We start from the raw sequence: 20,785 nt of genomic DNA on the forward strand, positions 1-20,785 counted from the left end.
AGGGGTGGATTTAGTAACAAGATTGCGAGATCGAGGAGTAAAAGTAACCGAGATACCGAAATGGGGTCCTTATTTACAATATCGCTGGGAGCAGTCATTTGCTAGTCACTTGAATAAGAGTGAAGAAGAAGAGATTCATTTATATGATAAAGGGAGAATTTGTGGGTTTCGATGGCACGTTTTTAGTTATGAGACAGTCGCTTGTCTAGAAGGAGAACAGGCTAGAGGTAGGTTAGATCAAATGAAAAATATGTCTTGTTATATATTTTACGAGATGGAGGATACTGCGTATATCATTGATCGGGTAACATCACTCAAGGCGATTGATTTCGAGAGAGAAAGTGATATTTATGTTTTGGATGTTGATTTTACTTGGACATATATAAGGACACATGAATCCCCGTGGTACGGTCCTTATTTTTATCATCATAAAGAGGTTGAGAGAAGATGACTTATAAACTGGTATTCTTTGATGTGGATGGTACGATAACGAGTGAAAAAGATGGGAGTATACCACCAACAACTAAGGTAGCGATTAGAAGACTGATGGAGAAAGGTATACACGTTGTTGCGGCTACTGGTAGACCATTATCCATGTGTGAAGAGTTGCGGGAAATAGGAATAGAGACATTTATAACAGCTAACGGAGGGTATGCCAAGCATCAACAGACGGTCATACATAAGATTCCATTTAATAAAGAGAGATTAATAGACGTGATGAACTTTGCAGAAAAAATGAAACATGGTTTAACTTTTTATACTGAATCCCTTTATATGAATGGTGTCAAAGAAGAAGCTATTCTTACAGCACTTAATGAGACTTTATCTCTTGCTGATTATCCGAGTACACAGCCTGCTATTCTTGAGGAGGAGGTCTATCTTTTATGTTTATTTGCGAATGATAGAGTAGTAGATATTTATCGGCAAACGTTTCCTTATTTAATCTTCAAGAGGTGGCGCCCTTATATCTTAAATGTAGTTGAAAAAGAAGTATCTAAGTATGTAGCAATAAAAGAAGTATTAGCCTATTTCAATGTGTACCCCCATGAAACAATTGCTTTTGGTGATGGCGACAATGACATTGATATGGTGAAACATGTTGGGCTAGGAATTGCGATGGGGAATGGTAGCCAAGGCGTTAAGACTGCTGCGGATTATGTGACTTCTAGGGCAAGTGAAGGAGGGATTTATGAGGCATTAAAGAAGTTCAATATTTTATAAGAAGGAGGTTCGTTATGAAGGAGAATATATATGATCACGAATCCTTTTTTGAAAAATATAGCCAAATGACACGATCGGTAAAAGGCTTAGAAGGAGCTGGAGAATGGCAAACATTAAAAGGTATGCTGCCGACCTTTCAGGATAAAACCGTCTTAGATTTAGGTTGTGGTTTCGGTTGGCATTGCCGATTCGCGGCAGAGCATGGAGCTAAATCAGTTGTGGGAGTAGACATTTCTGAAAAAATGATCTCGAAAGCAAAAACAATGTCACAAGACTATGAAAATGTTACATATATTCGATCCACAATAGAGGATATGCAAATAAAGGAGAGGCATTATGATGTGATAGTAAGTTCGCTTGCCCTACACTATGTACCTGACTTTGAAGAAGTGGCTAATAATGTTCATAAGGGATTGGTAAAAGGAGGACAATTTATTTTTTCTGTAGAACATCCTATTTTTACAGCACAAGGTAGTCAAGATTGGTTTTATGATGCACAGCAAGAGGTTTCTCATTTTCCTGTCGACCATTATTTCTTTGAAGGAGAAAGACAAACAACCTTTTTGGGAGAAAAAGTAACGAAATACCATAAAACTTTGACTACTTATCTTGATGGCTTACTAAAGCAAGGTTTTCAAATCACAAGAGTAGTGGAACCAAAGCCACCAGAACATATGATGCATACAGAGGAAATGAAGAATGAAATGAGAAGACCCATGATGATCATTATTTCGGCGACTAAATACGAGTAGCTTAATATCAATGATGGTTGGTTGTTGAAGAAAGGAGTAGATGAATTGGTCGTTTCAAGAGATTATTCTCTTAACCAGTTTTATGAGATTCCGCCATATACGTACAATCCGGTAGCAGGAGCTTTATATATGGGGTTGAAATTATGACGGAGTTCCAACTTTGTCATAGAATAAAGGAACTCATGTCGGGATTTGATAAACCGTGGTTTATTGCGGGTGGTTGGGCGATTGATTTGCATATCGGTCAAAAGACCAGAGAACATAAAGATATTGAAATCGCTGTATTTCGTCATGATCAAGCGCATGTGAAAAATCACCTTAAACAATGGAGGCTTCAGAAAGTGGTGAATGGTGAACTAGTTATTTGGGAAGGAGAAAACTTACAGCAACCGATTCATGAAATTCATTGCCAGAATGTGATAAATGGTACTTCTTTAGAAGTATTGTTAAATGAAATCCAACATAACGATTGGATCTTTAGAAGAGATGAGCGTATTCGTTATTCATTTGAAAAAATGAAGTCAGTACACATAGAAGATATTCCATATTTGAGCCCCGAAGTGGTGTTGTTATATAAAGCGAAAGATACGAGAGCGAAAGATCAAGAGGACTTTCTTCGAGTCGTCGATTTCCTATCTTCTGAAGAAAAGAAATGGCTACAAACGGCGATTCAATTACATATGCCACATCATAAGTGGTTAGAATTACTGTAAGATACTGAAATTCACTTACTTAAATGGATCAGGAGGATACCTAGTGATGGATATAATGAATATGACAGTAACCTTAGCATTATTAGGCGGGCTATTGGCATTTTTCTCTCCGTGTACGCTACCGTTATATCCGACTTTTATCTCTTATATTACCGGGGTATCAGTAAATGACCTGAAACAAAAGCAAGGTGCACAGTCGAAGGTAATCCTTCATGCGGTTGCGTTTTGTTTCGGATTAGCATCTTTAAACTATGTATTGGGTTATTCTGCGAGTTTTCTTGGGGAGTTTTTTAGAGAATATAATGATCTCATTCGCATGTTTGGTGGGATTTTCCTTGTTATGATGGGGATATTTTTAATGGGTTTTTTTCAGCCGAAACTTCTTATGAAGGAGATACGCCTCTTTAAATATAAACAAGCAGGAACTTTTTTGAGTTCATACTTAGTAGGCGTCATTTTTGCTGCCGCTTGGACCCCATGTATTGGCCCCATCTTAGGTGCTATTATTTACGCTAGTTTGGCTCAACCACCAGAACAAACTTTTATCCATATTACAGCTTATTCGTTAGGATTTTCTATACCGTTTATTTTACTAGGTTTTGCTATTGAGAAGGTGCGATTCTTTCATAAATATTCGAGTCATTTGATGAAAATGGGTGGTTTCATTTTGATTATTATTGGGGTAATGGTCTATTTTGATCAAGTGTATGTCATCAACATTTGGGGAGCGAAGGCGGAATTCTTTTTGAAAGGGTTGTGGGGGATGATTACTAGTTAGCACAAAGGGGGACAATTAGTTGAATCAGTTTAATATAAAGTGGCAAAACCCAATCATCCGTCTGTATATTTTAGGCATGCTACCTTTGATCGTGCTGTCTATCATATTTTTTAGTACTTTACCGAGTGAATTGTATTGGATCCCAAACAGTTTATTAATGAATGGTACAGTCGTTATGATTCTTACTAGTGCTATACTTTACAGAAAAAGTAAGTAGGAAGAGTTGAGTACAACTCCATAAAAAAGACATGAACAAATGTTTCTGGGAATTTGCTCATGTCATTTAAATTGGGTTTTCTCCTTTTATTTACCAATTAAAGACGGTTTTAAGAGTAAAGAGAATCAATGAGTACAAAAGGGAAGCCAATAAGAAAGTGGGCAGGTGGGCATAGTCTTCCTCCGGTAACTCTTTACTGATGACATTAAAGATCATTGCGCCTGAACTGAAAGCGATGATGGAGTGGACGAATAACCCTGTAGTAGGGCCCATTGATCCGGCAAGTGCCCCTATAAGCGTAGCTATCGCAAATAGAAAGCGTCCGTATTGATGGTGAATATCCTCGTTTTCTTTTCCAATATGATAGGATATGCCGATAAAGTGAAGACCGATGGCTAATCCATAAAATAAAGCTTCACCAGAGTGAACGTCAGATGAGAATACAATATAAGAAACCATAAATGTATAGATAGCGAAAAAAGTTGCTTGCACAAAATAGGCGGCGTTTTGGTTCATTTTTTGCGCTTTTGTAGATTTTGCGAATTTATACACACTATAGTAAACAATTAATCCGATCAACCCTAAGAAGTATAGTTCGGAATCGATCGCTAGTGTGCCACCTAACTTGTCTTGTTCTTCATGCATGGAAGGGAGAATATATACAAATACATAAGCGATCGCCACACCGCCGGAAAGTGAAAGTATTTTCTGCTCTTTCATTGGTAGCCATTTAATAATCCTTAGTGCAAAAAGTTGAATGAATATAAGAATAACGCCAATGATGATGGATTCAATGGTCATGGTGATTCCCCTCCTATTTCTCTACCCTTCTATATACCCGAAAATCATAAATGAGTCATCCTCCGCCAATTTTTATTTGTCTGGTTATTTAACCTGACGAGACGAGATAAAAGGCCAATAGTAGTAATAAGTAAGCTATGAGAGGGAAAAGAATAATCCATGGTCAGTGGTAGATGACGCCGCGTGCCTGCCCGATGAGCCCAGGCCTTTCATTGGTAATCGAAAGATAAATCGTCGGCAAATATTGTTTTCCCGTGCCGCCGAGAAATAGATAAAGACCCGTGATTTGGCCGAAATACACAACCAACAATGGTGAAAGTAAAAAAAGGAAGCATTAGCGAGTCACTCAGTCAGAAAATCCGCCACGAAAGCCGAGCAAATAGCATTAGCGAGTCATTCAACTAGAAAATCAGCCACGAAAGCCGAGCAAATAGCATTAGCAAGTCACTCAGCCAGAAAATCCGTCACGAAAGCCGAGCAAATAGCATTAGCAAGTCATTCAACTAGAAAACCGAGCAAATAGCATTAGCAAGTCATTCAACTAGAAAATCTGCCACGAAAGCCGAGCAAGTAGCATTAGCAAGTCATTCAGTCAGAAAATCCGTCACGAAAGCCGAGCAAATAGCATTAGCGATTCACTCAGACAGAAAATCCACTACGAAAGCCGAGCAAATAGCATTAGCAAGTCATTCAGCCAGAAAATCTGCCACGAAAGCCGAGCAAATAGCATTAGCAAGTCATTCAGTCAGAAATCCCGCCACGAAAGCCGAGCAAATAGCATTAGCGAGTCACTCAGTCAGAAAATCTGCCACGAAAGCCGAGCAAATAGCATTAGCAAGTCATACAGCCAGAAAATCCGTCACGAAAGCCGAGCAAATAGTATAGGCGAGTCATTCAGTTAGAAAATCCGCCACGAAAGCCGAGCAAATAGCATTAGCAAGTCATTCAGCCAGAAAATCCGTCACGAAAGCCGAGCAAATAGCATTAGCGATTCACTCAGACAGAAAATCCACTACGAAAGCCGAGCAAATAGCATTAGCGAGTCACTCAGTCAGAAAATCTGCCACGAAAGCCGAGCAAATAGCATTAGCAAGTCATACAGCCAGAAAATCCGTCACGAAAGCCGAGCAAATAGTATTAGCGATTCACTCAGTCAGAAAATTCGTCACGAAAGCCGAGCAAATAGGGCATTAGCGAGTCATTCAGTTAGAAAATCAGCCACGAAAGCCGAGCAAAACACATTTGCCTGTCACTTCTCCCATTGACTTTCAAAACCCAGTTGATTACAATTACATTTAAATATTTTCACTCTAAAAGCAATGAAGAGAAAAAGTAGAATGTGTCGTTTTTTAAGCAGAGAGCTTCGGTAGCTGAGAAGAAGCAAAAAGCAATCATTCGAAAATGGTCTCTGAGCTGTGTACTGAACATACTTGTTTATAAGTATAAGTAGGCTACACCGAGTTTTGGCACTCGTTATCAATGTCACAGTATAAAGGCCGATTGGGACTGGCGTACTTGATGAGGCAAGTAGGGTAACCTATTTGTGAAATAAGGTGGTAACGCGTGGTGTAAACCTCGCCCTTAGCTAGAAATAGCTATGGGGCGAGGTTTTTTGTTTGCAGTCATGTCTCAATCAATCAGGCTAACAATTTAGGGGGAATAGAAGATGAGTATTTTTATTGGTGGGGCGTGGGCTTATGCAAATGGATCTTTGCATCTCGGTCATGTTTCAAGTTTGCTACCTGGAGACATTTTGGCAAGATATTATCGTTTAAAAGGAGAAAAAGTGCTATATGTTTCAGGCAGTGATTGTAATGGTACACCGATTACTGTGAAGGCAAGACAGGCGGGGGTAGAGCCGCAGGCGATAGCGGATCACTATCACCAAGAGTTTGTTGATTGCTTTACGCAATTAGGTTTTTCTTATGATATTTATACAAGAACAGATACAGCTCATCATCATCATGTAGTACAAGAAATATTTTTAGCGCTTTTAGAAAAAGGCTTGATCTACAAGCGAAAGGTAGAGCAAACCTATTGTGACCATTGTCAGCAGTTCTTGCCAGACCGCTATGTGGAAGGATTATGTCCAGTTTGCAATGAACCTGCCAGAGGCGATCAATGTGATCATTGTGCAACCATCTTAGAGCCCCTTGAACTTCATAAACGCAGCTGTAAAATTTGTGGTCACACACCGACGACAAGGGAGACAGAACATTTTTATTTTGCACTAAGTGACTTACAAGCTGATTTGGAGAAATATACACAACGGGCTGAGGTGCAACATTTATGGAGAGAGAATGCACTGCATTTAACGAAAAGGTATTTAGGTGAAGGTTTGCACGACAGAGCCATTTCTCGAGATCTACCAATCGGTGTCAGTGTCCCTGTTTCTGGTTATGAAGATAAAAAGGTGTATGTATGGATTGAGGCGGTTTCAGGCTATTATTCAGCAAGTAAAAAGTGGGCCGAAGAAAACAATCAGGATGATCATCATTTTTGGTCAAATGAAACAACCTCGTATTATGTGCACGGAAAAGATAATATCCCGTTCCACACGGTCATTTGGCCCGCCATTTTACAAGGAATAGGAATTGCGGCATTGCCGACAAGGGTGATTTCCAACGAATATGTTACTTTAGAAAAAAAGAAGTTATCGACGAGTAAAAATTGGGCTGTTTGGGTGCCTGATTTCTTAGAAAGATATGAACCAGATTCGATTCGCTACTTTCTTACGATTAATGCACCGGAGAATCGCGATGCCGATTTTTCTTGGAAAGAGTTTATCTATAGCCATAATAGCGAATTGCTCGGTGCATATGGGAATTTTGTGAATCGTACGTTGAAGTTTATTGAAAAATCATTTGCCGGTGTCATTACAACGACGGATATTGATGAAAAGATAAAAGGAGAAATTAACTGCTTATATCAAGAAGTTGGAAACCTCATTGAACAAGGGAGCATGAAGCAAGCCCTAGAGAATATATTCGCCTATGTGCGAAAATCTAATAAATATTTTGATGAGCAAAAGCCATGGCAACAATGGCATGAGGATCAAGGGACTTGTGAAAAAACGTTAGCTAATTGTGTTTATCTTCTTGCCAACCTCGCGCAATTACTTTCTCCTTTTTTACCGTTTTCAAGTGAAAAGGTATTTGAATTACTCAATGTCCAAGAGCGGAGATGGCAAGAGGTTGTTTTGAATGGTGTGACACTCACTGCACCAGTTGAACCATTGTTTGCGCGCATTGATGTAGAGAACATTGAAAAAGAATTAACGAGATTACAAGCACAATCACTTATCTAATAATCGCCGGAAGCAGGACTTTACTTAGCAAACAAAGAACCAATACTTGGGTGGTGAAGTGATGAGGTCAGAAACAGAAATGATGGCTACGATTATAGACTTTGCAAAAAACGAAGAGAGGATTTTTGCTGTCTATATGAACGGTTCCAGAACAAATATAAATGTCCCAAGAGACCAGTTTCAAGATTATGATATTGTTTATGTCGTTGAAGATACCGAGCCTTTTATTAAAAATCAAAATTGGATCGCATCATTCGGCGAGTTGATTATGAAGCAAGAACCAGATAAAAATGATTTTGGTAAAGAAATAGTGCAAGACTTCAAGAGTTATGGTTTTCTGATGCTATTTACAGACGGCAATCGCATCGATCTTCGCTTTCAAACGAAGGAAGTGATGCGAAAAGAATATGGGGAAGATAAACTGACTGTTCCTTTATTAGATAAAGGTGAGTACTTGCCCATTATTCCTCCTCCGACAGATGTCGATTACCACGTGCAAACACCGAGTGAAGGTGAATATGATGCTTATACAAATAACTTCTGGTGGTGTCTACAAAATGTGGCGAAAGGCATTTGGCGAGATGAATGGCCATATGCTCAAGCAATGTTTAACTCTGACATAAGAGACGCATTAAACAAAATGGTCGATTGGTGGATCGGTATTCAATATGATTTTCGTATTTCTACTGGTAAGTTAGGAAAATATTATAAGTGTTATCTCCCTCCTTCCTATTGGGAGATGTACAGAAAAACTTATAGTGATGGAGATGAGGAAAATATGTGGGAAGCAGTTATGACCACATGCGAATTGTTTCGTGCGTTAGCTCAAGAAGTGGCTAATCACCTTCGATTCTCTTATCCTATCAATGATGATCGCCGCATGTTGGCGTATTTGGAGGGGGTTAGGCAATTACCGAAAGCGTGAAGGAGATAGGCAACTTAAAGAATGAGAGGAAAAAGCGGAAAAAGGGATTGAAGACCTTTCGTATAAGGGTAAAGAATTGTACGACTTAAAAGCAAAGGGATGGATTCACACAATGAATATTCTTTCCTATTCTTATAAAAAACGGGGAGCGATTGAATTTACTTTCGATGCTTTTCCCCATTCAAAAGTAGTCTTTCACCCAATTAAAACGTATTATTTCATTCGCACTGTGCGCTGGAATGCGGCGGATCCTGTTGTGACAAGAAGAGATTTAGAGAGAATGGAAATGGTAGCTAACTTAGAGATGGGTACACTTGAACATTATAAAAAAAGAAAAGGTTATAAACCACTAATACTATAAATGTAAGCAGGTAAGGAGGAAGCTGATGCCATCTTACCAACCTAAATTACCTTTAACAGCGGATGAAAGGTCTAGACTACGAGAGGCAAGATTGAAGATCAGCCAAATACATATACTTGGGATAAAAGAAATTAGTCAGCATTTAAATATATCAGATGAAAGGGCACGGAAGATTAAGGGATGGGCAGACTTCCAATTGGTGCCCTCAATTGGTTTTGAATTAGCGGATAAACTTGTTCGATATCTGCAAATCTATCGTTTAGAAGATATAAAGAATGAAAACCCTGGACAACTATTTGATCTGCTGGAAAAGGAAATGGGTGTGAGAACGGATGGCTGTGTGGAAGATCAAATTCGCTGTGTCATTCATTTTGCTAACAATAAGCAAATGTCTAAAAAATGGTTTGACTTCACGGAGGAGAGGAAGGCGTATCGCATAACAAATGGCTTTCCATCAGATCGACCAGAGAAATCGTGGAGGGACTAGGAGAAGTTGGCGATTGTGATTCAAGAGAGTAGCTTATTGCAAAGTCCGCTCTCCATCAAAAGTCGTAAGTAAGATACAGCTTTTATCGGTCGTGATGAGTTCTCTTTTGTATAAAAATATAAGTAGATAAAGGAGGACTGATGATGCAATGATAGAAGGCTTATATGAAGCTCATTTACCAGTCAAAAATTTAGATGATGCGATTGAATTTTATACGAATCTAGGGTTACAGGTGGCATTAAGGGATGAAGAGACAGTATTTCTCTGGATTGAAAAGGATAAAAGTTGGTTAGGTCTATGGCAAGGTGAAGAGTACAAGTTGCCTTATCATCCTTCTGTTAGACATGTTGCCTTTCGCGTTTCCTATGAAAATTTAAAGCGGTCATTAAATTGGTTAGAAACAAAGGGAATTGAAGCAGTGCCATTTGGCAACAGAAAGTCGGTGGCTCCATTTATTCGATCACATCAAAGTAATGCGTCAGTTTATTTTAAAGACCCGGACGGCAATAGTTTAGAGTTGATGTGTACGGTGGATACACCAGAGGAGTTGCAGAAAGTTTGCAAAAAGTGGTCTATCACTGAATGGGAAGAATCTTTGAAGGGACTTAAGCTACAAGATATATATAAATAGAGTAATTTTACGAAAAAATGTTGCTTCATATATCATTTTTTCGTTTTTTTTTGCCTTGTAAGAGTTGAGCGGTAATATGGTTACATTTAGAAAATGCCAAAGAGATAAAGTGATAAAAATAGGTTACTTGTCCACACGAAAATGATCTCTTCTTAATAAACTATCAGGATAAAGATTAAATTCTTGGGGAAAGGAGTGTTACATTTGGCTGATTGTAATAGAAATGCTTTAGGGACATGTTCCGATGCAGGTGGCTATAATACTACTGCAAGTGGTGTGGCTTCGCATGCGGAAGGTAGTACAACAGAAGCTGTTGGCACAGCGTCTCATGCGGAGGGCTATAATAGTATAGCAACTGGTGAGACATCACATGCCGAGGGTTATGCATCAACAGCAACAGGTGCAGCTTCTCAAGTGGAAGGATCAAGTACTAATGCGACGGAGGTCGCCGCACATAGTGAAGGGTTTAATACACTAGCGAGTGGGCAAGCCTCCCATGCGGAGGGGAATTCGACGGAAGCTTTAGGCACAGCATCCCATGTGGAAGGCTTTGGGAATACGGCGATTGCTGATAGCTCACATGCAGAAGGTTATGGAACAACAACAGAAGGAATTGGTTCACATGCAGAAGGGGCTCAATCGAATGCAGGTGGAGTCGCTGCACATGCAGAAGGCTTTAGTACAACTGCAAACGGTGATGGGTCTCATTCTGAGGGGAATTCTACGAATGCATTAGGGACAGCCTCCCATGCGGAGGGTTTTGAAAGTTTGGCCATCGGTGGAGTATCACACGCTGAGGGACATGGGACTGAAGCAAGTGGATATGCCTCTCATGCCGAGGGGATTAATACTTCGGCAATTGGAAATGAGGCACATGCTGAAGGAACAAATACGTCGGCGGTTGGAGATAATAGTCATGCCGAGGGTTATGCAACAACAGCTAGTGGAGAAACCTCTCATGCCGAAGGTTCTGAAACAAGTGCAAGTGGAGATGTTTCGCATGCAGAAGGTTCAGAATCAACAGCAAGTGGGGGTGCTTCGCATGCAGAAGGGTTAGGTACAACCGCGAGTGGAGATGCCTCTCATGCGGAAGGAGATGGTACGTTAGCTTCTGGTAGTGCTGCACATGCCGAGGGTTTATCTACTTCTGCTACCGCTACCGCCTCCCATGCAGAAGGTGGTTCAACAAATGCAACAGCTTATGGTGCTCATGCGGAGGGCATTCAAACAACTGCCTCCAATTCTGGCGCACATGCCGAGGGTTTTCTAAGTGTAGCAAGTAACTTTGGTACTCATGCCGAAGGGTACAATACTCAAGCGATAGGATCTTACTCTCATGCAGAAGGGGGGAGTACACAGGCACAAGGTGTGTATACTCATGCGGAAGGATATTTAACCGTTGCAAGTGGAGATGCGGCTCATGCAGAAGGTACTTCAACGGTTGCTTCTGGTACTTGGTCTCATGCGGAGGGTGATAATACAGAGGCATCTGGCTACAATTCCCATGCCGAAGGAAATTCCACAATTGCCTCAGGGGGGTTTGCACATGCCCAAGGGCAGAGTACAATAGCAGCAGGCACTGCTTCCCATGCCGAGGGCTACTTATCTAGTACAGCATTTGACGCACCTTATGCCCATGCCGAAGGGTTAGGAACAACCGCCAGTGGAAATGCGTCCCATGCGGAAGGAACTGAAAATACGGCCAGTGGTTTCTCAGCACACGCAGAAGGGGGATCAGATGGAGCAAACTTACCAGCACCTAACACTGCAAGTGGTAATAGTTCCCATGTTGAAGGTTTTAACAATGTGGCGAGTGGATTAGCAAGTCATGCAGAAGGCACAGATACGATCGCTTCAGGTGATTACTCTCATGCGGAGGGACTTGGAACAAGTACAAATGATCAAGCCGGCGCGCATATTATAGGTAGATACGGTGATGCCGAAGAACCTTTTTCATGGTTTATTGGCAACGGTACAGCTGCAGACACAAGAAGCCTCGGTGCTAAATGGTTAGCTAGTAATGGCGAAATGTATATTGATGGAGCCACATACAATACTGGTGGGGCAGATATAGCAGAGATGTTTGAAAGTATAGATGGCTTGGCAATTGATCCAGGATACTTTGTTACATTAGAAGGAGATAAGATGCGAAAGGCAACTGCATCTGATAGCTATATTCTTGGTGTAACAAGTGCTACTCCAAGTTTATTAGGTAATAGTGCAAGCTTGAATTGGCAGGGGAAATATGAATTAGATGAATGGGGACGTAGAATATACACCCATATTGAAGTACCTTTGCCAGCTACAAAAAATGGAGAAACTCGCTCATCGTTTACAGAAACCAAACCGATCATTAGTACGAAATGGGATCCATCGCAATCTTATGTTTCAAGACAAGATAGACAAGAGTGGTCTGCAGTAGGGTTATTGGGACAATTAAGAGTAAGAGATGATGGTAGTTGTCAAGTGAATGGCTATTGTTTACCAAATAATGAAGGAATAGCAACTACTTCACAGCAAGGGTATCGCGTGATCAAAAGAACGGCCGCTAATCAAGTCATTATTATGATAAAAGGCAATGAAAGTGAAATAATCGAGCTTTCTAACCGATATCAACAAGAGCAACAAGAAATGAAACAAATGCTTTCCCAGTTGGCTAATACAATTAATAATAAAAATAATTAAACCGTAAGAATGTAGGGTTTCTATAAAGAGGAACCCTATGTTTACATAATAAACTAAAAATCTGGGGGGGAAAACGATTGGAATCTAGAATTACATTTGATACAGAGGCGAAGGCTGGCTATATTTATTTACTGCCTGATTCAGAAACGTATACTATTCAAGCAACAGAAGATGTGGGTGATTCTCCATTACTAGTCGATATTGATGAGCATGATCGAATCGTTGGTATAGAATGTCTTGGAGAGATTGCGCAAAGATTATCCCCGATAGCAGGGTCAGAAAAAATATATCACAAAAATGGTGAAACCCTATCCTTCCGGCTATCTGGACAAGCTGTTAAGAAACATTATCTACTGAAAGGCATCCAATTTTATTTTGCTGATGAGCAGTGTAAATATTTTATCGGCTTCGACATTATTGATTTTCATAAATATAAGAAACAGACTTTAAAAAGCATAGTAAAGTAATTTTTAGTTTTTTAGCCTTATCAAGAAATAAATCTCTTCAATTCAGCCATTACTGTTTTTAACGCTTGAAGGGATTGGTCTGTATGATAGTCGATGTCGAGTGAGTGATTTGCGCCATCGATTATCTTTAGTTGAACGGTACGTCCTTTTATTTCTTCGATTGTTTCATGATGGAAATGTAAATCTTGATTACCAATGACGAGTAAGACCTCTTGCTTTATAAGTACTGTTGCCTTAGCGATTGATGGGAGTTTTAATAACGGTGTTAAAAGAATAATCTGTGCCTCACGGAAAATTTCTTCTTTCGCAAGGTGTAAAGTGATCGGTATCGTACCAAGAGATTTGCCCAACAGGATGGTTTTTTGATAGATATGTTTTTGAGATAGATCCGTAATAACTAGGTGAATATCTGCCATCATTAAGGATGAAATGTCTTCTACTCTATGTGTTTTTAATAAATTTGCTTCATATTGATAATGGATATGAACAACATCAATGCCCTGTTCAATCATCATCATCGTAGCGTAGTAAAACAATGGATGATTATAGTTGTATCCCGCTCCTGAAAACATAATACATACGGACGGAGCACCTGAATTTATATGAGTATATCTAACTACTTTTTCCTCTTTTTGTAAGTTTCTTTCGTGAATTTCCATCGATTTCCCCTTGTTATTTTTTATAAGTAGTGTAACATATTTCCTGTACTGTATTTTCTGAATCTTATATTTTTTTGTAAGGGGTGATACCTATCGGGTGGAGAAATCCTGCGCTGCTTATATTGGGTATAGGCGTTTCTTATTTAGGAAATTGGATTTATTTGATTGCGTTGAACGTATATATTATTGACTTAACCGGTTCTGCAGCTGCAGTTGCGGGTCTTTATATTATTAGACCTCTAGCAATGCTTATGACCAACCTTTGGTCAGGAAGCGTGATTGATAGAGTAAATAAAAGAAGGTTAATGATTTTTATCGATATTGTACGTGGTCTTTTAGTTGTCTGTTTACCATTTTTACATTCATTATGGTTAATTTACTTTTTATTGTTACTTATTAATTTGGCTGGTAGTTTCTTTGGACCAAGCTCACAAGTATACATAACCAAATTAATTCCAGAGTCAGAACGTAAGCGAGTTAACTCTCTTATCGGAATGGCAGGTAATGGGGCAATTATGATTGGTCCAGCTATTGCAGGTGTACTAATGACGACGGTTAGTTTGGCTGTCTGCTTCTATATTAATGCGGCTACTTTTATTATTTGTGCTTTCTTTATTTTCTTACTTCCTAATGTGGATGAGCAGAATAATCATGTTAGAGAGCGAATTCGCTTAAAAACATTAATAGAAGATTGGCGAACAATTATCCGGTTTTCAAAAGGAGCCAAATATTTTATATCTGTCTATTTGTTGTTCCAAACGACGATGCTCATATGTGTCGCCCTAGATTCTCAAGAAGTTACCTTTTTAACGAGAGATCTTGGCCTATCTAATGAAGCGTATGGCTATATTGTGGCTATGACAGGTATCGGTGCTATATTTGGCGGTTTATGTTCGAGTTTATTAGCGAAAAAATTATCATTAAAACTATATATTGGTGCGGGGATGTTATTGACATCCATCGGTTACATTGTCTTCTATGCATCTTCACATTATTTAACTGCAACCATAGCCTTTGTCATATTAGGGTTCTTCTTTACGTTTGCAAATGCAGGTTACGTTACTTTTTTCCAAAAACAAGTACCTGTCGACATAATGGGGAGGTTTGCAAGTGTAGCTGATCTATTGCAAGGAATCGTCCAAATTGGTTTGACATTACTACTGGGTCTCCTAGCTGAGTGGTTTACCCTACAAGAAGTAAGTGTTGTATTTGCAGTGATTAGTGGAATTGTTTCCATTGCGTTAGTCGCAACTATCTATCGTCCATCAAAGGCAAGTTATTTTGAAGATAAGGCTGTCTCTAGCTAATGATTTGCTCCTAACTTCCGATTGAAGTATGATGAATGAAAATGAGAGATAAAGGAGATTAGCGATGAAAAGTGTCATGCCTTTTCTTATGTTTCAAGATGGCCAAGCAGAGCAAGCGATGAATTATTATACGTCAATTATTGAAGACTCAAGCATTATAAATATTGTCCGCTATGGTGAAAATGAAGCGGGTGATGAAGGAACAGTAATGAATGCCATATTCAAGCTAAAGGACCAAGAAGTGATGTGCATTGATAGTAATATCGCCCATCAGTTCAATTTCACACCAAGCTTTTCCTTTTATTTGAATTGTGATACTGAGGAAGAACTTCGTGTTGTCTACGAAAAGCTAGTAGACGGTGGTACGGAATTAATGCCTTTAGGTGATTATGGTTTTAGTCAACAATTTGCCTGGATTAATGATCGCTTCGGTGTATCTTGGCAAATCAATCTACCTTAAGTAAAAAGATGGCGAGGGTTATGATTTCCCTTCTGCCATCTTTTTTAATGCTAACGCTCTTTTGGTTATAAATCGTTGCATATAAGCTTTTAAAAAGAGGAAGTCTGCTAACTTTCCAATCAATCCTAATGGTGAAATATAAGAAAATGAATCAATCATTTCTGTTCCTTCATCATGCTCGCGGAACTCATGAACATGGATAAATGATTGAAAAGCACCCTTTACCAATACATCTGTAAATTGATAGGGGCGTTCCATCTCCGTAACTTTTGCTGTTAGTCTCTGCTTTACACCAAAGTGTATAGCTTCCCATGTTACTGTGTCCCCACTCCTGAGTAAACCTGAAGTCACTCCGGCAACAGCTCGCTCCTGTGATTGTTTTGTTGTCTCCGTATGTACTTCCACATTTCTAGCTAAATCAAAACATAAGTGAATATCGGCATGAATCAATAAACGATGTTTAATGACAGGCATGTGTAAACCCCCTTATTTTAGTGATAACAAAAGCATTCGATGAAATCAACCACCATAAACAAGATCATTGCGGTAACCGTTGATTAATTATTTAGATAGACTAAATAATTAATATTTCAGAAAAATTAGTTTTGTAAAATTTGTGTATATTTTTCTTTAATTTTTATTTAAAAAAAGAGGAATAATCGGAAGAATTAAACTGAAGAATATTATAGTAAACAGGAGAAATGATAAGTATTTGCTAGAATTATAAAGGTTTTGCTAGATAGGTGCGCTATAGTGAACGCACAGCTTTAAATATCCTCGGTAATTCTTGCTATTTACAATTTCAATGTATTAATAATATAATAGAAAAGTATTTTGTAATATATTGCTTAATCTTTTTTCTAAGAACGGGGGACCCAATTTTTACAGCGGACATGTCCGTTTGGGGTGAATCTATGTATGTTAGAGGGGCTTACTGTTTCCCTTAGTCCTAACCCGAAAGCTAACCTCGTCAGCATTAAAGGAGACAAAAGGAGTTTATATGATTGCGGGAAAATGACTGAAAAGGCTTTTTTTTTTGGTTTATTTTCACCTTAAATTAATTAACCTTGTTTCCCTTGCCTAAGCACTAGATCAAATTTATAGAAGGTGAGGTTTTTTAAATGAAAAAAATATTTAAAATGAGTCTAGCTACTCAAATTTTGATTGGTCTTATTTTAGGTATTGTCATTGGTGGTATTTTCTACGGAAATGAAACCGCTCAAAGTTTTTTACAGCCATTTGGTGATTTATTTATCCGTTTAATTAAAATGATCGTCGTACCGATCGTTCTTTCAACAATCATCGTTGCTATTGCTGGTGTTGGTGACATTAAATCAGTCGGTAAGCTCGGCGGGAAATCACTGTTTTATTTCATTGGAATGACAATGGTAGCGATTGCAGTGGGACTTATTTCTGCTAATATATTCCAACCTGGAGCGGGTTTGGATATGGAGAGCTTAGAACAGAATGATATTTCTGGATATGTTGAAACGAATGAAGAGCAAGAAGGAAAATCAATAGCCGACACACTATTGCATATTGTACCGACAAATCCGGTTCAAGCAATGGTGGAAGGTGACATGCTTGCGATTATATTCTTTGCCGTTGTATTTGGACTAGGAGTCGCAGCAATAGGTGAAAAAGGGAAACCAGTATTAAGATTTTTTGAAGGCACAGCTAAGGCCATGTTTTATGTAACAAACTTATTTATGAAGTACGCACCAATAGGGGTGTTTGCGTTAATTGGTGTGACTATTTCAAAATATGGTTTTGCTTCATTGATTCCTTTGGGGAAATTAGCGTTAACAGTGTATGGTACAATGGCATTCTTCGTTATCGTTATTTTAGGAATTATGGCTAAAATTATCGGTGTGAATATCTTTAAATTACTTGGATCCATTAAAGAAGAATTACTGCTTGCTTTCTCAACAGCGAGTTCAGAAACGGTTCTTCCAAGAATTATGGACAAGATGGAACAAGCAGGAAGCCCGAAACATATCGCTTCTTTTGTTATTCCAACTGGTTACTCATTTAACCTCGATGGTTCCGTTTTATACCAAGCCATTGCAGCATTATTTATTGCACAAATGTTTGGTATTGAGTTAAGTATTGTTGAACAAATCACACTAATGCTTGTACTAATGATTACTTCTAAAGGTATGGCAGGTGTACCAGGCGTTTCGTTTGTTGTTCTACTAGCTACTTTCAGTACAATTGGACTACCTGCAGCAGGTCTTGCTTTTATCGCAGGTATCGACCGTATCCTAGATATGGGTCGTACAGCAGTAAACGTAGTTGGTAATTCCCTTGCTGCACTTGTTATCGCAAAGTGGGAAGGCCAATTTAACCCGCCAGCTGATAATAAAGTTCAAAAAGCTTCTTAAAAGTTATCATGGAATTTGTATGCCACAGAATTTAATTCTGTGGTATTTTTTTTGTTTGCGATTAATAGTCTAACTTGGCTGCATAACCTAAAATGCGAGGGAAGAGAATAAGAAACTATGTGGCAGGAATCAAATACACGCACAAGCTAAGGGAAAGAGAAGAAGAATTGCGCGAAAATGTCAGATACGCGCAAAAGCGGTATAGAGGAAGCCGAGGAAATGCGCGAAAGAGCCAAATATGCGCACAAGTTATGAGAAAGAGAAGAAGAATTGCGCGTAAATGCCAGATACGCGTAAAAGAGGTATAGAGAAGGGGAAGGAAATGCGCGCAAGAGCCAAAAACGCGCACAAGTTATGAGAAAGAGAAGGAGAATTGCGCGCAAAAGCCAGATACGCGCAAAAGAGGTATAGAGAAGGGGGAGGAAATGCGCGAAAGAGCCAAATATGCGCACAAGTTATGAGAGAGAGAAAAAGAATTGCGCGCATATACCGGATACGCGCAAAAGAGGTATAGAGGAAGCCGAGGAAATGCGCGCAAGAGCCAAAAACGCGCACAAGTTATGAGAAAGAGAAGAAGAATTGCGCGCAAAAGCCAGATACGCGCAAAAGAGGTATAGAGAAGGGGGAGGAAATGCGCGAAAGAGCCAAATATGCGCACAAGTTATGAGAGAGAGAAGAAGAATTTCGCGCAAAAGCCAGATACGCGCAAAAGAGGTATAGAGGAAGCCAAGGAAATGCGCGAAAGAGCCAAATATGCGCACAAGTTATGAGAAAGCGAAGAAGAATTGCGCGAAAGAGCAAAATATACGCACAAGTTATGAGAGAGAGAAAAAGAATTGCGCGCATATACCGGATACGCGCAAAAGTGGTATAGAGAAAGCCGAGGAAATGCGCGAAAGAGCCAAATACGCATACAAGTCTAAAAAAAAGTAGGAAACACTTTACTCCAAAAGTATCGCGCTCAATGCGGACTTCGCTGTCAAAAGCAGGGCCCTGCATATTAAATGGCTAGTTAGGGCCTTGAATAGATAGGAAGTGGTATAATTTACTAAAATAAGGAGGAGTCTATAATGCCGATTCATTTAAATGTCGCAACAGGAAGCTGAGGAAATTTCTTTAACTTGGCAGTATGATGCCCCCTATGATTTTTATAATATGGAAGAAGATGAGTAGGATTTAGTTGCATTTTTGGATGAAAAAGAACGGGGCGAGTTTGTTTTTTCTGTAAAGGATGAAGAAGAGCTTATCGCTTTTTTGATGATTGAGCAAATGGGTGACTCAATGGATATAGGCCTTGGAATGAGACTAGACTTAACTGGTCAAGGAAAAGGTGCCACTTTCTTAAAGGCTGCGATGTGTTTTTTAAGAAAGAATTATGAACCTAAACAGATGACATTATCTGTAGCTACTTTCAATAAAAGGGCGATTAAACTATATAAACGAATGGGGTTTCGCACGAGTCGCATATATATGCAAGAAACAAACGGAAGTACTTATGAGTTTATAAATATGGTAATTGATTGTTATAAAAGTGTATAGGGAGTGGATTAGCAGTTGCAAATTAAACAGCAAGTAGATAAATTATCGGATCATGAAGCAAGATCCTTACTGTTACAAATGTTATTACATACTGAAATGCTTCGTTCAGGAAATTACTCTGATGAGGATTATATGACTAGCATGAAGAAGTTTTATCAAGCAGTGTTAACATTTGATAAGGAAACTCCTCCTATTCAAGGAGGTAATATACATATTGTTTTTAGCGATTCGAGTGCGGGGAGTTTAAAACAAGCAATAAAGAAATTAAATATGAGTGATAGAGTCATTACTATTCCGATTAATTTTTCGATCGGGCCATTATGGCAATTGCATCAAATAGAGGGTCTTGAGAAGCGAAGGGACTGGTTGTTTGAACATATTAATTTAGAAGATGAATTTATTTTTGACTATATTCCACGGATAGAAGAAAGTTGGATGAAGTTACAGGCATTACCCGAACAATGTAAAATTTTTATTTGGGGATGTGAAAATGCGCATGAACAGGCAGGAATAGCCTATGCAGTCTACCTATTACGGGAGAAAAACAATCAAGTATATATAGGTTTAGATCAGGAGCACCAGCAAAGTTTAACACGTCAAGATATTCTACATACAGGTGAGCTTGCGCCCGAGCAGTGGATGGAATATATAAAAAATGTGGAAAATTATCTCCTCTTATCAATAGATGAACGTCAAAAATGGATAGAACTTTGGGTTACGCTTGCTCAATCGAAGGACGTCTTTTTAAGGACATGGAAAGAAGGAAGGTTGACTCCTGTCAGTGAACATTATTTAGATGAGATGATTATTGCTAAGGCAAGGGAGCTTCAAAAGGGAAAAGAATTTATGAAGTCTACCCGCCTAATTGGTGAGGTCATTGGACATTTAGACCAACCCATTGGGGATTTGTTTATTGAATACCGTTTAAGAACGCTAGCGTTCTTAGGTGTTTTTGAATTGAAGGGTGTGCCGAGGGCAATGAGATTTTATAGTGTACGCCTCAAGTCGAACGAATAATCAATATGGTGAGACCTCCTTCAAAAAAGGGAGGTTTATTTAATGAAAATTTTAATTTGTTTTTAATGTTCTTT

General features: G+C 39.0%; 24 protein-coding genes, 1 riboswitch and 1 other annotated feature. Of the genes, 21 read left to right on the forward strand and 3 right to left on the reverse strand.

Annotated elements, in window-relative coordinates; translation table 11 throughout:
* Positions 1–4: 4 nt before the first annotated feature.
* The 7 genes from MKX83_RS01830 to MKX83_RS01860 are packed head-to-tail and all read left to right on the forward strand — an operon-like array spanning position 5 to position 3,681.
* Positions 5–451, forward strand: a complete 447-nt coding sequence (locus MKX83_RS01830; protein ID WP_341053762.1) for a DUF4275 family protein — start codon at positions 5–7, stop codon at positions 449–451.
* A complete protein-coding gene (locus MKX83_RS01835; protein ID WP_341053765.1) occupies positions 448–1,221 on the forward strand; it encodes a Cof-type HAD-IIB family hydrolase in 774 nt (257 codons plus the stop codon). The genes MKX83_RS01830 and MKX83_RS01835 overlap by 4 nt, the downstream gene beginning before the upstream one ends.
* 14 nt (positions 1,222–1,235) lie before the next feature.
* Positions 1,236–1,973, forward strand: coding sequence for a class I SAM-dependent methyltransferase (locus tag MKX83_RS01840; RefSeq protein WP_307315697.1), 738 nt, complete (start codon positions 1,236–1,238; stop codon positions 1,971–1,973).
* A gap of 24 nt (positions 1,974–1,997) precedes the next feature.
* Positions 1,998–2,120 carry a hypothetical protein gene (locus tag MKX83_RS01845; protein ID WP_307315695.1) on the forward strand — a complete coding sequence of 41 codons (123 nt, stop codon included), beginning with the start codon at positions 1,998–2,000 and terminating at the stop codon, positions 2,118–2,120.
* On the forward strand, positions 2,117–2,686 hold the full coding sequence (locus MKX83_RS01850) for a nucleotidyltransferase domain-containing protein (RefSeq protein ID WP_341053768.1): 570 nt from the start codon (positions 2,117–2,119) through the stop codon (positions 2,684–2,686). Before MKX83_RS01845 ends, MKX83_RS01850 begins: the two co-directional genes overlap by 4 nt.
* Positions 2,687–2,732: 46 nt before the next feature.
* Positions 2,733–3,464 carry a cytochrome c biogenesis CcdA family protein gene (locus tag MKX83_RS01855; RefSeq protein WP_341058543.1) on the forward strand — a complete coding sequence of 244 codons (732 nt, stop codon included), beginning with the start codon at positions 2,733–2,735 and terminating at the stop codon, positions 3,462–3,464.
* A 19-nt stretch (positions 3,465–3,483) separates the two neighbouring features.
* Positions 3,484–3,681: a hypothetical protein gene (locus MKX83_RS01860; RefSeq protein WP_341053772.1), complete on the forward strand. Its 198-nt coding sequence runs from the start codon at positions 3,484–3,486 to the stop codon at positions 3,679–3,681.
* A 90-nt stretch (positions 3,682–3,771) separates the two neighbouring features.
* On the opposite strand, the gene MKX83_RS01865 is transcribed toward MKX83_RS01860, so the two are convergent.
* A complete protein-coding gene (locus MKX83_RS01865; protein WP_340977373.1) occupies positions 3,772–4,482 on the reverse strand; it encodes a hypothetical protein in 711 nt (236 codons plus the stop codon).
* Between the two features lie 1,310 nt (positions 4,483–5,792).
* Positions 5,793–6,068: a binding site (T-box leader), on the forward strand.
* An 80-nt stretch (positions 6,069–6,148) separates the two neighbouring features.
* Between MKX83_RS01865 and metG the strand changes: the two genes are divergently transcribed.
* From metG to MKX83_RS01900, 7 genes are all read left to right on the forward strand, one after another.
* Complete coding sequence (gene metG / locus MKX83_RS01870; protein ID WP_341053774.1) at positions 6,149–7,789, forward strand: methionine--tRNA ligase; 1,641 nt, start codon at positions 6,149–6,151, stop codon at positions 7,787–7,789.
* Positions 7,790–7,850: 61 nt separating this feature from the next.
* Positions 7,851–8,714: an aminoglycoside 6-adenylyltransferase gene (locus MKX83_RS01875; RefSeq protein WP_341053777.1), complete on the forward strand. Its 864-nt coding sequence runs from the start codon at positions 7,851–7,853 to the stop codon at positions 8,712–8,714.
* Positions 8,715–8,826: 112 nt separating this feature from the next.
* On the forward strand, positions 8,827–9,075 hold the full coding sequence (locus tag MKX83_RS01880) for a hypothetical protein (RefSeq protein ID WP_307315852.1): 249 nt from the start codon (positions 8,827–8,829) through the stop codon (positions 9,073–9,075).
* Between the two features lie 25 nt (positions 9,076–9,100).
* Complete coding sequence (locus tag MKX83_RS01885; protein ID WP_307315682.1) at positions 9,101–9,562, forward strand: helix-hairpin-helix domain-containing protein; 462 nt, start codon at positions 9,101–9,103, stop codon at positions 9,560–9,562.
* 148 nt (positions 9,563–9,710) lie between these two features.
* The gene (locus MKX83_RS01890; RefSeq protein WP_307315680.1) at positions 9,711–10,193 is read left to right on the forward strand and encodes a VOC family protein; all 483 of its coding nucleotides are present in this window, start codon (positions 9,711–9,713) and stop codon (positions 10,191–10,193) included.
* Positions 10,194–10,397: 204 nt separating this feature from the next.
* Positions 10,398–12,878 carry a peptidase G2 autoproteolytic cleavage domain-containing protein gene (locus tag MKX83_RS01895; RefSeq protein WP_341053784.1) on the forward strand — a complete coding sequence of 827 codons (2,481 nt, stop codon included), beginning with the start codon at positions 10,398–10,400 and terminating at the stop codon, positions 12,876–12,878.
* 77 nt (positions 12,879–12,955) lie between these two features.
* Positions 12,956–13,345, forward strand: coding sequence for a DUF2283 domain-containing protein (locus MKX83_RS01900; RefSeq protein ID WP_341053787.1), 390 nt, complete (start codon positions 12,956–12,958; stop codon positions 13,343–13,345).
* Between the two features lie 20 nt (positions 13,346–13,365).
* Here the strand turns inward: MKX83_RS01900 and MKX83_RS01905 are convergent, their stop codons facing one another.
* Positions 13,366–14,004 carry an alpha/beta family hydrolase gene (locus MKX83_RS01905; protein WP_341053789.1) on the reverse strand — a complete coding sequence of 213 codons (639 nt, stop codon included), beginning with the start codon at positions 14,002–14,004 and terminating at the stop codon, positions 13,366–13,368.
* Positions 14,005–14,087: 83 nt separating this feature from the next.
* Between MKX83_RS01905 and MKX83_RS01910 the strand changes: the two genes are divergently transcribed.
* Complete coding sequence (locus tag MKX83_RS01910) at positions 14,088–15,311, forward strand: MFS transporter (protein WP_322910333.1); 1,224 nt, start codon at positions 14,088–14,090, stop codon at positions 15,309–15,311.
* Between the two features lie 64 nt (positions 15,312–15,375).
* Positions 15,376–15,771 carry a VOC family protein gene (locus MKX83_RS01915; protein ID WP_328198920.1) on the forward strand — a complete coding sequence of 132 codons (396 nt, stop codon included), beginning with the start codon at positions 15,376–15,378 and terminating at the stop codon, positions 15,769–15,771.
* An 18-nt stretch (positions 15,772–15,789) separates the two neighbouring features.
* Here the strand turns inward: MKX83_RS01915 and MKX83_RS01920 are convergent, their stop codons facing one another.
* Positions 15,790–16,245, reverse strand: coding sequence for an SRPBCC family protein (locus tag MKX83_RS01920; protein WP_341053792.1), 456 nt, complete (start codon positions 16,243–16,245; stop codon positions 15,790–15,792).
* A gap of 361 nt (positions 16,246–16,606) precedes the next feature.
* Positions 16,607–16,762, forward strand: a riboswitch (cyclic di-AMP (ydaO/yuaA leader).
* Between the two features lie 130 nt (positions 16,763–16,892).
* Here MKX83_RS01920 and MKX83_RS01925 point away from each other — a divergent pair.
* From MKX83_RS01925 to MKX83_RS01945, 5 genes are all read left to right on the forward strand, one after another.
* A complete protein-coding gene (locus MKX83_RS01925) occupies positions 16,893–18,155 on the forward strand; it encodes a cation:dicarboxylate symporter family transporter (protein ID WP_095370971.1) in 1,263 nt (420 codons plus the stop codon).
* Positions 18,156–18,274: 119 nt separating this feature from the next.
* Complete coding sequence (locus MKX83_RS01930; RefSeq protein WP_341053795.1) at positions 18,275–18,463, forward strand: hypothetical protein; 189 nt, start codon at positions 18,275–18,277, stop codon at positions 18,461–18,463.
* A gap of 168 nt (positions 18,464–18,631) precedes the next feature.
* The gene (locus MKX83_RS01935; protein WP_341053798.1) at positions 18,632–18,772 is read left to right on the forward strand and encodes a hypothetical protein; all 141 of its coding nucleotides are present in this window, start codon (positions 18,632–18,634) and stop codon (positions 18,770–18,772) included.
* Between the two features lie 571 nt (positions 18,773–19,343).
* Complete coding sequence (locus MKX83_RS01940) at positions 19,344–19,694, forward strand: GNAT family N-acetyltransferase (RefSeq protein WP_341053801.1); 351 nt, start codon at positions 19,344–19,346, stop codon at positions 19,692–19,694.
* 15 nt (positions 19,695–19,709) lie between these two features.
* On the forward strand, positions 19,710–20,711 hold the full coding sequence (locus MKX83_RS01945; RefSeq protein WP_341053805.1) for a DUF1835 domain-containing protein: 1,002 nt from the start codon (positions 19,710–19,712) through the stop codon (positions 20,709–20,711).
* The last annotated feature ends 74 nt before the right edge of the window (positions 20,712–20,785 follow it).

Origin of the sequence: Cytobacillus sp. FSL M8-0252 (genome assembly GCF_038007345.1) — a bacterium.
Lineage (GTDB): Bacteria > Bacillota > Bacilli > Bacillales > Cytobacillaceae > Cytobacillus > Cytobacillus kochii.

Coding starts and splice junctions, on each gene's coding strand:
- MKX83_RS01835 (WP_341053765.1), top strand. CDS start 448: ATGACTTATAAACTGGTATTCTTTGATGTGGATGGTACGATAACGAGT.
- MKX83_RS01840 (WP_307315697.1), top strand. CDS start 1,236: ATGAAGGAGAATATATATGATCACGAATCCTTTTTTGAAAAATATAGC.
- MKX83_RS01850 (WP_341053768.1), top strand. CDS start 2,117: ATGACGGAGTTCCAACTTTGTCATAGAATAAAGGAACTCATGTCGGGA.
- MKX83_RS01855 (WP_341058543.1), top strand. CDS start 2,733: ATGGATATAATGAATATGACAGTAACCTTAGCATTATTAGGCGGGCTA.
- MKX83_RS01865 (WP_340977373.1), bottom strand. CDS start 4,482: ATGACCATTGAATCCATCATCATTGGCGTTATTCTTATATTCATTCAA.
- metG (WP_341053774.1), top strand. CDS start 6,149: ATGAGTATTTTTATTGGTGGGGCGTGGGCTTATGCAAATGGATCTTTG.
- MKX83_RS01875 (WP_341053777.1), top strand. CDS start 7,851: ATGAGGTCAGAAACAGAAATGATGGCTACGATTATAGACTTTGCAAAA.
- MKX83_RS01880 (WP_307315852.1), top strand. CDS start 8,827: ATGAATATTCTTTCCTATTCTTATAAAAAACGGGGAGCGATTGAATTT.
- MKX83_RS01885 (WP_307315682.1), top strand. CDS start 9,101: ATGCCATCTTACCAACCTAAATTACCTTTAACAGCGGATGAAAGGTCT.
- MKX83_RS01890 (WP_307315680.1), top strand. CDS start 9,711: ATGATAGAAGGCTTATATGAAGCTCATTTACCAGTCAAAAATTTAGAT.
- MKX83_RS01905 (WP_341053789.1), bottom strand. CDS start 14,004: ATGGAAATTCACGAAAGAAACTTACAAAAAGAGGAAAAAGTAGTTAGA.
- MKX83_RS01915 (WP_328198920.1), top strand. CDS start 15,376: ATGAAAAGTGTCATGCCTTTTCTTATGTTTCAAGATGGCCAAGCAGAG.
- MKX83_RS01920 (WP_341053792.1), bottom strand. CDS start 16,245: ATGCCTGTCATTAAACATCGTTTATTGATTCATGCCGATATTCACTTA.
- MKX83_RS01925 (WP_095370971.1), top strand. CDS start 16,893: ATGAAAAAAATATTTAAAATGAGTCTAGCTACTCAAATTTTGATTGGT.